The organism is Haloferax sp. AB510 (assembly GCF_024136985.1).
Classification (GTDB): Archaea; Halobacteriota; Halobacteria; order Halobacteriales; family Haloferacaceae; genus Haloferax.
Genome location: NZ_JAMYJY010000100.1, coordinates 1 through 13735 on the forward strand (window position 1 = coordinate 1; position 13735 = coordinate 13735).

Below are 13735 nucleotides of genomic sequence, written 5' to 3' on the forward strand. Positions count from 1 at the left end.
CCGCATCCCGCCGGGCGAGCCGGCCCGCGTCCTCGCCGGCGACGAGCGATTAGCCGAACAGACCGTCGACGCCGCCCCCGCCGCCCGCCGCGAGGAGGGCCGCGACCAGAGCGCGGTCGAAGCGTTTCTCGACGACGCCGACGCGATAGAGGAGATTCGGTCCGAGGCCCGCGAGGAGGCCCGCGCGAGGGCCTCGGAGTGGGGCCTCGACGACGTGTTGGCCGACGATGCGGGCGATTCGGCCGCGATAGAACCCGGGACAGACAGCCGCTAACACGCTTCCCGAGGGTTGAGAACCGTCTTCTGTGGCTATCGTCCCGGCGCGTCTCTCTTTAGGCATGTCCGCTGAGAAATCCCAGACCCTGACCTTCGCCGTCGCCGCGGAAGCCGCATCGCCTACCGAAACCCGCGTCTCAACTCGCGGCTTCGAGTTCGTCGTCGACGAGCCCGAATCGCTGGGTGGGGCGAACGCCGGGCCGAACCCCGTCGAGTACGTCCTCGGCGCGCTCGCCGGCTGTCTGAACGTCACGGCCCACGTGGTCGCCCGCGAGATGGACCTCGACGTACGGGACCTCGAAATCTCCATCGAGGGCGACCTGAACCCCGCGAAGTTCATGGGCAAGCGCGACGACGGCCGCGCCGGCTACGAGGAGATTCGCGTCGCGGTCACCGCCGACGTGGACGCCGACGAGGCGACCATCGACGCGTGGCTCACCGCCGTGGAATCGCGCTGCCCGGTCAGCGATAACCTGACCAACGCGACGCCGCTCGCGCTCTCGTTCGACCGCCGGTAGGTGCGGCCCTCGCGCCGCCCACACCAGGGATAGAGCCAAACCGCCGTCCCCCGTAGTTCTCCTGTGACCGTTCTGCGCCTCCTTCGACTCCGTCGACCGGCCGACTTCGCAGACTGGTACCGAATCGGTGCCGAGTACGTCCACGACGTAGCCGCGGGCATGGGCCTCCGCGTCGGCGACTTCGAGTCGCGGGTGGTCCACGCGACGGACGCCATGCGCGCGGGGCGGACCGACCTCCCACCGGACCTCGCCCGCTCTGTCGCCGCCGACCTGCTGGCCGACGCGGTGTTCTGCGACCCGTTCTGTCAGTGGATGCCGCTGTGGTACGAACTCGGCCTCGCGGGGCCCTGCGCCTACGTGGACGTCCGGCTTCGGCGGGTCGCCGAGCGCTACGCCGACGACCTCCCGCACCTGTCGGTGCCGCGGTTTTCCCGCCCGGAAGACGTGTACGTCGACGGGCGACCGGCGACGGCGTACGTCGACGGCTTCGCCGAGCGGTTCGTCCTCGCTGACGCGATTCTCCATCTGGAGTGGTTCACCTACGTCGCCCGCGAGTCGGGCATCTTCGTCCCTCCGCTGTTGGTCGAGCGGACCCGCGAGCAGACCGTCGCCTACTACACCGGCCGGCGGACCGAACTCGACCCCGACGTGCGGACCTTCCAGCGACTGCTGTTTTCGGACGACGAGTGGGTCCGTCGCATCGCCGACGTGTACGACCTCGACAGCGTTCTGTTCGACTACTGGGCGCGAATCCTCGCCCAGGAACGCCGCCGCCTCTCGACGTTCGACGGGTGACTGCTCGATTAGCTAACCGTGAGCGCTGCACACACGCCTCATATGACATTTGAAAAATGTTTTAACAGAGGACGTTGTAGCGTCTACTGCAGGTAGATACCTGCACTTGGGTTGCGTATACAGGGGAGGTTTTTCCCCAGTGTCCGTGGAGTGCGGGCGGGTGCCCGGTCGCCCGTGCTTCCTTCTCAGTTGCTGAGCGGCGCGTCCGTCGCACAAAAAGTATCGTTCTCGGCGTCGGTTACGCCTCAGGTAGTTCCACAGCGCCGAGTTGCGTGAGCATGCCGAGCATGTCCGGTTGGACCCACCGCTCGACTATCATGTCGTCTTCGACGCGGGTGAACACCATGTTGCCGACCTCGACGGTCTTCCCGGTCGGTTCGATGCCCATGAACGTGCCGTCGTGCGTCCCGCGGAGCGTGACGCGCATGGCGACCGTGTCGCCCTCCGTAATCGCGTCTTCGACCGTGGCCGAGAAGTCGCTGAACGAGTCCCGAATACCCGAAATCTGTGCTTTGAGTTCGTCGCGTCCGCGGACCTCTCCGAGCGGGCTGTGGTCGAGGACGTCCTCGGCACAAATCTCGTCGATGAGACCGATGTTCCCCTCGCCCGCGACTTCCTCCGGGAAGCGTCGAGCGATTCGCTCGTTCCCCGTCGGCGTCGGTGTCGGTGTGCTTGCTGATGCCATTCTGTGTTCTCTCCTCTCCGTCGCACCCGTCCGCGGACGGCCGCGCGTTCGCTCGCCGACCGCGGCGGATACAGCTATATCTACGCTGTGTGGTCTGTTAACTATTGTTTGCTGGGAAACTGAATGTCCGACGCGATTCGGAGGGTGGCCGTACTTCAGTCGCGGAAACAGTAACTTCGGCCGCATGGCCGGTCGACGTTCGGGCAGTTCGAACGCAATACGTATATTGGTGTGCTCGTTCGTCTTCCGACAATGAACGACACGTTAGTACGGTGTTGTACGAATGAGTGAGGGAGACACCGACGTTCAGACGTACACGTTTCGGCTCGAACTCGTCGACAAGCCCGGCGAACTCCTGCGCGCGCTGCAGCCAATCGCTGCACACGGGGGGAACCTCCTCTCGATTTTCCACGAGCGCGGTAACGTCACTCCACGCGGCTACATCCCGGTGGAAGTCGATATCGAGGCACCGCCGGACCGCTTCGACAACATCGTCGAAGGACTGAGCGAGGCCAACATCAACGTCGTTCAGGCCGGAACTGAGCGCTACAGCGAGCACCTGACCGTGGTTCTCTCTGGTCACCTCATCGAGTCCGACCTCTCCGATACGCTGACGCAACTCGAAGCGACGCGGAACGCGACAGTCACCGATATCTCGCTGTCTGCCCCCACTGGCTCCATCGACGTCTCCAGCGCCCGCCTCCGATTGGCCACCACGTCGGGTTCGACTGAAGACGTCCTCGCGTCGATGCGCGAACTCGCCGAAGAGAAGGGTCTCCAACTCGTCGAACCACTGACCGTTGGCGACCAACGGTAAGCGAGTCGGCGGTGGGTGTGGGTCGGCGCGAGCGCGTCGAAACCGGGGACGCGAGCACGGCGCTCACTGCCCTTGAGCGACTTCCGACTGAGCGGCGACAACGAAGACTAAGTGGCGACACCGAATCAACTCAGCGCGAACGCGAGCGAAAACGAGTCTGTTGACGGCGGAGGGCCGTCGGGTCGCCGGCGTCAGTCCGAGAGCGTCAGTTCCTTCGGCACCGACACTTCGCTCCGGAGCGTGTCGATGACCTGCCCGTCGACGCGCTCGTTTTTCGTGAGTTCGATGAGCGAGGCGAGCTTTTCGAGCGGAATCTGCCCCGGCGCGTAGTCGTTGTCGTCCGCGAGGAGGGGCGCGTAGCCGAGTTTCGACCCGTAGAGGTGGCCGATGATACGCGTGTGACTCCCGAGTTCGCCCATGGAGATGCCGGCCACGTCGATGCCGCGGTTGGTCGCGTCGTTGACGGCTTCCAGCAGGGTGAGCGTGTCACTTGGGGTCTGCGGGTACACCGCAACCTTCGCGATGTCGCCGAACTCCGCGCACTGCTCGATGATGGCGTCGAGCACCTCGCGCTCTGGCGTCTCGTCGAAGTCGTGATGGGAGACGACCAGTTGGACGTCGTTCTCGTGGAACTCGTCGGCCAGCCACGCCTTGGAGCGAATCGTCTCGAGTTCGATGTCGACGAGCTCCACGGCGTCGAAGCGTGACGCCGAAAAGAGGTCATCCAGTCGGCCGTCGTCGCTCGCCTGTCCCCCGAACCAGCGAGCGCGGTTGGTCGCGAGTATCGGAAGTTCGCCGTCGTACGCGGCGAGTTGTTCGAGCGGGTCGTCCGCCTTGTCCATCCGGAATTCGATGAGGTCTGCCACCCCCCGTGCGTCGACCTCTCGTGTGAGGTCGTTTGTTGTCGCCGCCAGCGCAGACTCGTCGATTTTCATGTGAACGCCTATCACTCCGTCGCGTATAAATGTTAGCTGTCGGCGCAAGACCTCGAACCCCGCCGTAGACGCCGGGAAACGGCGATTAGTGGGGATTAATCGAACAGTTCTTTGAGGGAAATGCGATTGGTGCTGCGTACTGTTGGCTCGCACTTGAACGTCGCCTACGTATCTTCATGTCCTGACTGCTCGGTCGTTCATCGACCGATCGACTTCACGCCTATCGTCCGCGATGGTCAACTCGTCCGAACTCCGACGACGCTTGGACTCGTCGTGGCGTCATGGTGTCGATGGGTCTCCCTGTACCGAATACAGTTCGAAAACGCCGACCCCCATTTCGACTGGAGTACACCCCTGCAGACGCCCGCAACAACACCACCCCAAACAGCCATCGCGCCGTCCCAACAAACACGGCCATCGCTCGGGCCAACCAACGGCGGCCATCGATACCAGTCGTTCGGGTCGAGCGACCCGCGAGAGAAGCGTGCTGGCGAGCGTCCACAGGGGGGACAGGTGTCGTCGCGGGGGGTGGAACACGGGACGGAAAGTGCCGACAGATGTGGGGGTACGACGCCAGATACCCCCTCGAACGCGAAACCGAAATCGGTCGATACACCCCCTGTACGATGGGGTGTACCGGGGAATCGGGGGTGTGGACAGCCGCGTCGCACGGCGTGGCGACGGGCGTGCGCGCCAGCGAGCGGGGCGAGAGTCATCCCGAAACACGTCGCGAGCGGCGTCGAGCATGGCGAAAACGAACGAATCGAAGAGTCGAGAACACGCGACTCGAAGGGGTTCGACACGTCGTCGCTACACCCATGGCCCGGTCACAACGGGGTACACCCTTGCGGAGAATCGGCGTGCATGTACACCCCTGGAAACCGGGGGTGTAGCGCGTGTGTCTCGGTTCACCCTCGGTATCAGGGGTGTAGCTTTTGGCTCCGATTATCAGCCTCGTGAACGCGCGGGAAACAGCTATGACGGGGCTGTCGAGACCACACATAGCGATGACGCCACCACTCCCAACACGGGACCAGCTGCCAGATTCACTCCTCGAACAGGCGACCTGGGTGGGGTGGCGCAGACAGACGCGCAGTGGAGATGAAACGAAGGTTCCGCGGGACGTGACCGGGGGGTATGCGTCGGCGACTGACCCGGCGACATGGACGACGTTCGACGAGGCGCGGGCGTACGCGGACGACGGCCCAGCGGACGGTGTGGGCTACGTGTTTACCGACGACGATTCGTTCGTCGGCATCGACCTCGACAAGTGTCGCGACCCCGAGACAGGTGTGACCGACGACTGGGCACAGAAACTCATCGACCGCCTGGACTCGTATACAGAAGTCAGTCCCTCGAGAACGGGCTACCACGTCATCATCCGCGGGACGCTTCCCCCGGGTGGCAACCGAACCGGGAACCTCGAACTGTACGATGATGCGCGATTCTTCACCGTGACCGGCGACCACGTCGCGGGGACGCCGACGACGGTGGGTGACCGACAGGACGCACTCGACGTGATTCACGACGCGTACTTTGAGACGACCGACGACGCGGCGTCGGGGACAGGGACGACAGACACCGGACCGAGCGCGCAGACGGACGCGAGCGCCAGCGCGAGTGGCCCCGGCAACGACCTCGGGGATGACGCGCTCATCGAGCGTGCGTCGAACGCGGCGAACGGCGCGAAGTTCAGTCGGCTGTGGCGCGGCGACACGACCGGCTACGACAGCCACTCCGAAGCGGACATGGCGCTGTGTTCGATGCTCGCGTTTTGGACGGCCGGCGACGCCCAACAGATCGACCGGCTGGTTCGCGACTCGGGGCTGTACCGACCGAAATGGGACGCCGTGCACTTCTCGGATGGGTCAACCTACGGCGAGACAACTATCGACCGGGCAATTGCCGGGACGACTGAGTACTATCAGTCGTCGAGTGGGTCGCGTGTGGGTGGGTCGGAGACGCATGCAGCCGACCAGCCCCCGACGGTTCCATCGCCACTTGGCGGGCGTGAAGTGAGTGGGCGGATGCAAGAACTCACGACGCACCTCGAAGCGGCACTTGAGGAGAACGAACAGTTGCAGGCGACACTCGAAGCCGAACGGGCAGCGCGCGAGGCGGCCGAAGCACGGGTGCGTGAATTAGAAGCGGCCGCGGACGAGGAACGTGGTGGGTGGTCGTTGTTCGGGTGGTTGCGGTCGTGATGGGTGGTTCGGTGCGGTGCGGTGAGGCTGTTCACTGTGGTCGTGTTGTCTTCGAACGCCCCCACGGCGACGACTCGAGGGCCGCCGTGCGCGCCTCGGCCTTCGGCCTGCGGTGCTACAGTCGGCCGTCTACGTCCTCGCCGCGGCCCCGTTCAGTCCCACTCTGTTAGGTGGGGTGTCATCCCTTGTGAAAGAATAATTGCGTAGACAGTAATTATATTGCGCGCAAGCGCATATTGATGCGCATGACAGACACGCCGTCGTCGGGTCGACCACCCGATTTTTCGACATCGTTCCGTGAGCGACTCGATGAAGCCCCGGCAGATGACCGCGTCTACCGTGTTGCACTCGAACTCACCGAGCCAACGCGCGTCTCGGAGATTGCGACGCGGGCAGAATGTGCCCCGAACACCGCACGGCGGCATCTCACTCGACTCGCCGACATCGGCGTGTTGACGCAGGTTGGTGACGACCCCATACGCTTCGAGCGCAACGAAGCCTACTTCGAGTGGCGACGCCAGCGCCGACTGGCTTCGCTCAGCGAGCAGGAGTACAAACAGCGCCTCGGGGAACTCCTCGCAGAAGACGCAGCATACCGAGACACCTACGGCGTTGACCGACCGAGTGCGCTCGACCCACTCGACTACCACGACTACGGCGACCCAGAGCAGGTCTGGCTCGACATCACCTCGTGGGAGGCCGTCCAGACTGAGATTCGAGACCTTCGACAGGCACACGACAACCACTCGGAGCACGAAGGGCTCGCCTGAGCGTGCCCCCCGAGCGAACAAAACGGCAGCCGAACCGTACGCTCCTTCGAGACCTTGCCAGCCAACTCGGGGGTGAACCCTGGCTTTCATCGATAGCCGTCTTTCCCGCGAACCGACCGGACTCGATTGTCCTCACGGTTCGTCCGTCGTACTATCCGGAGTCAGTCGTCGCCGCTGCATACATCGAAGTGCAGGCCTACACAAACGGGTCGTTCCACATCACGTACGTCGAATCCCGACACGGTGACCGCTGGCTGTGCCGGTGGGACCGACACGACAGTCCCGACTACTCTCGGGATCATTTTCACGACCCACCGGCGGCACGACACACCGATGGCGTGAATCGAGACTATCCGCTACATCTCAGGGACGTTCTCGCGGACGTTGTCGTCCCGTGGGTCAACCGCCGAGTCGGTGTAGTCTGGGACAACTACGAGGGATGAACCTATCCAGCGTGGTTCACTCGTTGACGGTCTGAAGCGCCGACAGCGCCTCTTCGGGTCCGGGTTTCGATACGCTACTTGGTCGTGTTCACTCCTCTTCGCACTCGTTCGCCGACGACGCACTGGCTATCGTGCCGACGACAACTGGCCCACTACGCGCTCCCCTCCTCCGAAGACGAGACCATCACCCAGCCTACGCTACCGCTACGAGTGTTCCAACGTCGAATCGCGCAACTGCTGGAGCGTGTGCATCTCCGAAAACCCGGGCTGGTCGATTTGAAACGTCTTCGGCGGCGAGTTCGTACTGTAGGTTTTCTCGACGCGCGGCGGCCCCTCGTTCGGTTCGTTGAGCCCGCGGAGGACTTCGTGTGCATCACTGCGGTTTTTCACCACCCAGACGGCCGCCTCGGGGTCGCAGGCGGCCATCTTATCGAAGTCTTCGGGGACGGCCGTGAGCAGGTCGTTGTTCACCCGCTCGGCTTCGAGCGTGACGACAATCTCCCCGTTCGCATCGAGACAGACGGCATCAAGTCGCGACCCCTCGTGTTCGAAATACGGGACGGTCTCGACGGCAGCCGAGTCGTCGTCCTCGACGAACGCCTGTTCGAGATAGCGGCGGCCGACTTCGACCATCACGACGTGGAGACTCGACTCGCTGAGGTCGCCGCGGCCGTGACCGTAGGCGACGCCCTCGCGGTGGCGCACCCCAATCGCGCGTCGGCCCTTCGGCGTGACCGTATAGAGCTTGTGTGGATAGGTACAGTCGAGCGCGAGCGTGCCCCTATCGACGAGTTCGCGCACCGACGCGTGGTCGATGCCCGTGTACTCTTGGAGGCGGACCATACTGTCGTACAGCAGGTCGTACTCGAACGCCGTGTCAAACCGGCGCTGGTGTGCGGAGTAGACCGCCTGCAGGAAGCGCAACTGTGCATCCGTGAACACGCTTTTACGACGCTCTTCGGGCGTGAGCGTCAGCGAAATATTCGAAATCGGGATGTCGTCGCGGTCGACTTCGTCGAGACTGTGACAACAGCCGATGGCGTTTTTCAGCCCCGTCAGCGAGGGGTCATAGCGGGTCGAACACTCCTCGCACTTCGCGGCGTGCGCTTCGGGGTCGTAGACGACCGTCGGCGGGAGCCGACTCGTGTAGGGAAGCGTCGAGTTGACCCGCGCTTCGGGAATCGGCGCGTTCCACGGTTCAGCCTCGTCGGCCGGCTGTGTGGCCGCCTCGGGCGTCCCTGCGGTCGCCGACTCGGAGGGTGCGTTTGTGGACTGTGTCGATGGCGTGGTCGGTTGCGGTGTCCGGGTGCGGCTGGCAACGCCATCGACAGCGAGGCCGTGGTCGTCTCGTGACCGCGCTTCGAGGAGGTCGCACGTCGCGGCGAACGCTGTCTCGCGGGCCTCGGAAAACGGCGACGGGCCTTCGGGGTGGCCCGCGGGCAACGGCGCGCTTTGGAGGACGAACGGCGTGGGTTCGGCGTCCCCGAAGCCAGCGGGGAGCGTGGTCAGCCACTGGCCACGGCGGAGCGCGCGAAGGCGGGCTTGGACCTCGTTTGCAGGGTGGTCAGTCGTCGCGAAGCGATGGCTGAACTCGGGGTCGACCGCGACGTTGCCGGTGACAATCGTCGAGACGTTGTTCAGGACCTCGCGATACGCCTCCGGGTTGGCCGCCCGGAGTTGCGCGGGGAACTGCATCGCGAGCGTCATCGACAGGCCGAACGACCGCGACTGCGACAGGAGTTTCGACAGCAACGACGACGTCGACAGTTCGGCGGCCTCTTCGAGATACAGATTGACGAGTGGGTGGTCGCCGTCGGGGTGCTGTTGGGTTCGGCGACGCAGCGCCGTCCACAGCGACGACAACAAGACGAGCGTGATGACGCGTCGCGACGCCGGTCGCAACCCACCCGTGTCGATGATGATAACGGCATCGTCGTCGATGTGGGTTCGGAGGTCGAAGCGCGGGCCGGTGCCGTCCTCGGCGTGGACGTGATTGAACAGCTGTGCGAGCCGGGCGTCAAGCGGCACTTTCTCGATGCGGTTGGCGACCCCCTGCATGAGTTCATCGAACGAGCGCTTGGAGTTGGCCGCGACGCCCGCGAGCATAGCTTGGAGGTCATCGTCGACGACCGGCGGCGGGTCGCGTGTCTCGTGGAGTCTGGCGACCGCGGTCTGGAACTCGCGGTGGGTGAACGCGTCCGCGCCGTGGACGGGGTCGAACATCGCCTTGAGGACGTAGCGGATGATGTCGGGTGACCGAACGGCCTGCTCGAAGCGGTCGCGACCCATGATGCCGATGAGGATATCGACGTAGTGGTCGACGACGTCCTCGACGGCGGTCGTACGGTCGATGCCCGCGTCGAGTTGGTCGCGAATGTCGAAAAACGACAATGCGGGCAGCGTCTCCGTGCAATCGAAGTAGGTGACGTTCTCGAGCGAGCCGTGGCGGGCGTAGTGAGCCCGGAGATAGTCCGCGGCCATGCCGTCGCCTTTGGGATCGATGAGGATGTCCGCCCCCTCGGTCGCGTCGTGATTGTCGAGCATGGCGGTGACGAGACTGGTCGACTTCCCGGAGCCGGTGCGGCCGAACCAGCCGACGTGGAGTGGCTGGAGCGATGGAGGCAGCGAGATGGGTTCGGCTTCGGGTTCGCCGTCGGCGCTCTGGGCGTGGCCAAGCGTCAGTCCGGGGTCGCGGTAGCGTTCGAGGCGGTCGCGCGCCGGCCGCGTGAGGCCGTGTTCGTCGGCCGGGGTGGGCGCGAGTGCGCGCTGGGCGTCGGCTGGGAGCGCCGACGCATCAAGCAGGCAGACGGCAGGGAGTTCGCGTCCATCCATGACGAGTGCGGGACTCGCGTGGTCGCTCCAGGGGAGTTTCGTTCGCAGACTCGTGTGGTCGGGGGCGACTGCGACGCGGTTGCGGAGGGCTTCGAACACCGCGTGCGCGTCGTCGCCCGTGCGCTCGCGGCCTTCGATGCGGTAGTGGTCGCCGCTGAGTGGCGTGAACGCCGTCGACAACGCGGTGAGTTCGGGAAGCGACTCGTCGGGGTCGGTCGTCGTCGCAACCGCGCGGGCGGTGACCGTGAACGATCGCCGGGCGTCCTTGTCGTCGAGGGCGTTGAGTCGTGCGTTGACGGCCGGGTCGGCGGTGTTGGCGTCGGTGTTCGTCGACGTCAGCCAGTCGTCGACGAGGCGCTGTGACAGCGTATCGCGGCCCTCTGTGAGCCGGCGGCGACGGTCACGGGCGTGGTGTCGCCAGTCAGCATGCGGGGTGACGAGCACCTGAACGGCCATGGGGACGGTCGCGTTCGCGAGCGCCGAGACGACCGTTGCGAGCGGTGGTCGCGTGTCCGTCTCGTGGAACGCATCGTACGGCGTGAGGGTCGTCTGCCAGTCGTCGCGGCGGTCGGGACAGCCGACGAACTCGACCGCTCGATAGCGCGGCGGGCGGTAGCGTTCGAGCGCTTCGGCTTCAGGGGTGGCGTCTGACTCGGCAGGCGAGAGTCGGGCTAACGGGTCGGTCGTCGTCGTCACCTCGAACGAGTCGGGGACGAGTTCGCGACACCACGAGTCGATGGCGCCGCCGAGGTCGCTATCGACGCTCAGCGTGTAGTCGATGGTACTCGCGGGCAAGCCATCGGTGACGAGGAGCCATTCGAGCGTCGGTGGGTCGCCTGTGGTCGAGAGGATGTCGAACAGCCGTGTGAACTGTGCGGTGACGGTCGCGAGGTCGAACGAATCCGTTGTTGGCCGCAGCCGAACGAACGACCGCATGGATGTGGACTGAATAGTGACCATCGGTCACGGTGATTCGGCATAATTCCTTCTCTATGTGTGGTTGTGATAACACGACTACGGCGTGATTGTACCGAGTCCGTCGAACGCCCCCGCGGCGACGACTCGAGGGCCTCCGTGCGCGCCTCGCCGCTCGCGTTGCTCGCGGCTGCGGTGCTACAGTCGGCCGTCTTCGTCCTCGCTGCGGCCCCGTTCAGTCCCACCCGGTGACTGGTCGGTCGTCGTCGCGTCCGTGTTCGACTCGTGGTACGCGCCTGTATTGTTATCGCGCGCCTGCAGGGGTGCAGGCGCGTGTTCTGGCCTGCGTTGATTCACAATGTGTGTAAACTGCGAGACGGCGTCGACTGTCGAGAGCGCGACCGAACAACGGATGGAATTCGAACTGTACGCATGGCTTCGCCTCTACGCGGACGAAGGTGTTGATCCTGCGGATCTCGTCCAGTTGTTGTTGCGGACGGCGGTCGTCGTCGACGAACTCGATGGCGTGCCGCGGACCCCACCGGGGCGTGATACGACGGCGTACAAACAGCTGTTAGCGCGGACGGACGAGGTGCGCGAGCGGTTGGCTGTCAAAGAGACGAACGACTGCGACCATCTCTGACGACCTTCTCTAATTATATTTATTATGTTGTCATAACTACAACTATGTCTCTAACCGTTGACCGGATTCACAGTAATCTCTGTGGACTGTACTGGAAAGATTTTGAGCGACTTATCGCTGATATCTGGGAGTCTCAAGGGTATGATACTGAAGTCACGGACGAATCTGAGGAATGGGGAGAAGATGTTAGAGCAACCCGAACGCTTCCATACGAGGTTGAGATACTCTTCCAAGCGAAACGTCTAAAAAAAGGAAGTAAGGTTGGTAAAGGAAAAATAGAGCAGTATGGGTTACCAGCATATGCTCCAGCTGATGTGATGGTCGTTGTCACAACGGGAACGTTCACCGCAGGTGCTGTCGAAACTGCTCAACGAAGACGAACGCCGAAATTAGTCGATGGAATATCGCTTGCGAGGTATATTCTCGAAATTGGTGCTGAAGAACTTGTAGAGCAGTACGTCGACAGCCAGCAACCATCTCGTCACAAGAACGAAGAAGATACCTCTGACGTATCTATTGAGGCCCTTGGTGACATTCGAGGCATCGGTCAAGTGACTCTTGAGAAACTGTACTCGGCCGATATCCTGACTATTGAAGATTTTGTAGACGCAGATATTGAGTGGCTTTCTGATGAAACAACTCTATCTGCCCGAAGTCTCACAAAGTGGCTAACAGAAGCGGCCTACCATCAAGGAAAGCATGCTCTTGTTGTGGAGTTGCTTCAAAACCCTGACGAGGACGTAATAGCGATTCGTGGGATTGGTGATACGTACGCCACCCAGCTAGCTGAGGTGGGGATTAAGACTCTTGGTGAGCTGGCTGTTTGTGACCCGGAAGCAGTCGCGGCTAAGGGCAATTTCACAGAATCTCAAGTAGAACGGTGGGGACAACGAGCACGATACTACTCAGGATAGCTTCGAATTACTATAGAAACGTTTTCAAACAGCTCTCCTCACGAAACTCCGGAATCGAGAGGTGGAACTTGTTTTCCGACCAGAGTTCATCGAAAGCGATTCGCTCAGTTCCCTGTGCTTCAGCGACCCGTCTGAACGCCGCTTGCATGTCGTCGACGGCGATTCGTGTTGATGGATTGCTCCCCGAATTGGGGTTGAAAACTGCGCCGACCGTCGTTCGGTCTGTGCGGCTCCCATCGCTCTCGTGGATACACTTCGTGTCGACGAGTGCTCTCGTGACGTGTGTATCAAGCGGGACAAACAGATCCTCCACCCACGAGTCCCGGAATTCGAACGCGTGAACGACCTTTCGGAGGTACTCGTTCGCAATCTTCCGACCAACGTCGTCAATTGCAGTAAGTAACTTGTATGCCTCACCGTGCGTTTCCGCTGCACAGAACTCGTCAGCATCGAACCGCTTCTGGGCGGCAGTCAATCGAGTATTGCCAATGGTACCTGATCGTTGCCGGACCGTAATCGCAAACACACGGTTGAGGTCGCTATCAATCGTCTCGGGTGTAATTCCGTAGATGGTCTCGTACTTTTGGCGCGTGAAGTGGGCGTGTCGGCCGACGCCGTCGTGTGCAGCTGTCGGCAGCGCTTCGAGGACGGCCCCCAAGCGCTCCTCATCAATCTCGAGTCCCATGTGAACACTTCGCACCGGAGCTATGTGACGATATCGCTGGCTGTCACGTCGGGTCTCTCCAAGCAGTTCATCGACGACGTGATCGAGTAGTGGGCGTCTCCCAAGCGTCGCTCTCGTCGCTCTCGGAGTGAACAGCGACGCGCGTCCGTACGCTTGGGGGTGACTGCTCGGGTTGTGCGCGCTCCGGCGGGCAGACCGTTCCTGCCGGGCCCGGGCGTTTCGCGCTTCCGTTGCGTCTGCGACGGACGGGGCACGGTCGCGGGGCCGGGTCGGGCCGGGTGCAGCCACCCGATACCGGTCAGC

General features: G+C 63.1%; 11 protein-coding genes and 1 pseudogene. 8 read left to right on the top strand and 4 right to left on the bottom strand.

Annotation, left to right across the window (positions count from 1 at the left end; all coding sequences use genetic code 11):
* The 3 genes and pseudogenes from NKF06_RS16260 to NKF06_RS16270 form a co-directional block, all read left to right on the top strand.
* Window positions 1-274: pseudogene (locus NKF06_RS16260) on the top strand (hypothetical protein); the annotation flags it as partial.
* Window positions 275-338: 64 nt separating this feature from the next.
* A complete protein-coding gene (locus NKF06_RS16265) occupies window positions 339-794 on the top strand; it encodes an OsmC family protein (protein ID WP_253246001.1) in 456 nt (151 codons plus the stop codon).
* A gap of 63 nt (window positions 795-857) precedes the next feature.
* Entirely contained in the window at window positions 858-1589 is a 732-nt protein-coding gene (locus NKF06_RS16270) for a hypothetical protein (protein WP_253246002.1), read from the top strand.
* 238 nt (window positions 1590-1827) lie between these two features.
* On the opposite strand, the gene NKF06_RS16275 is transcribed toward NKF06_RS16270, so the two are convergent.
* Window positions 1828-2274 carry an ester cyclase gene (locus tag NKF06_RS16275; RefSeq protein WP_058828435.1) on the bottom strand — a complete coding sequence of 149 codons (447 nt, stop codon included), beginning with the start codon at window positions 2272-2274 and terminating at the stop codon, window positions 1828-1830.
* Between the two features lie 283 nt (window positions 2275-2557).
* Between NKF06_RS16275 and NKF06_RS16280 the strand changes: the two genes are divergently transcribed.
* Window positions 2558-3091: an amino acid-binding protein gene (locus NKF06_RS16280; RefSeq protein WP_253246003.1), complete on the top strand. Its 534-nt coding sequence runs from the start codon at window positions 2558-2560 to the stop codon at window positions 3089-3091.
* A gap of 191 nt (window positions 3092-3282) precedes the next feature.
* Here the strand turns inward: NKF06_RS16280 and NKF06_RS16285 are convergent, their stop codons facing one another.
* Complete coding sequence (locus NKF06_RS16285) at window positions 3283-4026, bottom strand: type I 3-dehydroquinate dehydratase (RefSeq protein ID WP_253246004.1); 744 nt, start codon at window positions 4024-4026, stop codon at window positions 3283-3285.
* 1007 nt (window positions 4027-5033) lie between these two features.
* Between NKF06_RS16285 and NKF06_RS16290 the strand changes: the two genes are divergently transcribed.
* Window positions 5034-6230 carry a hypothetical protein gene (locus NKF06_RS16290; protein ID WP_253246005.1) on the top strand — a complete coding sequence of 399 codons (1197 nt, stop codon included), beginning with the start codon at window positions 5034-5036 and terminating at the stop codon, window positions 6228-6230.
* A gap of 245 nt (window positions 6231-6475) precedes the next feature.
* Entirely contained in the window at window positions 6476-7000 is a 525-nt protein-coding gene (locus NKF06_RS16295) for a helix-turn-helix domain-containing protein (protein WP_253246006.1), read from the top strand.
* A gap of 647 nt (window positions 7001-7647) precedes the next feature.
* On the opposite strand, the gene NKF06_RS16300 is transcribed toward NKF06_RS16295, so the two are convergent.
* Complete coding sequence (locus tag NKF06_RS16300) at window positions 7648-11235, bottom strand: TraM recognition domain-containing protein (RefSeq protein WP_253246007.1); 3588 nt, start codon at window positions 11233-11235, stop codon at window positions 7648-7650.
* A gap of 367 nt (window positions 11236-11602) precedes the next feature.
* Here NKF06_RS16300 and NKF06_RS16305 point away from each other — a divergent pair, with 367 nt between their 5' ends.
* Entirely contained in the window at window positions 11603-11833 is a 231-nt protein-coding gene (locus NKF06_RS16305) for a hypothetical protein (protein WP_253246008.1), read from the top strand.
* A gap of 44 nt (window positions 11834-11877) precedes the next feature.
* Window positions 11878-12747, top strand: coding sequence for a restriction endonuclease (locus NKF06_RS16310; RefSeq protein WP_253246009.1), 870 nt, complete (start codon window positions 11878-11880; stop codon window positions 12745-12747).
* Window positions 12748-12757: 10 nt separating this feature from the next.
* On the opposite strand, the gene NKF06_RS16315 is transcribed toward NKF06_RS16310, so the two are convergent.
* Window positions 12758-13432, bottom strand: a complete 675-nt coding sequence (locus NKF06_RS16315; protein WP_253246010.1) for a hypothetical protein — start codon at window positions 13430-13432, stop codon at window positions 12758-12760.
* Window positions 13433-13735 lie beyond the last annotated feature (303 nt).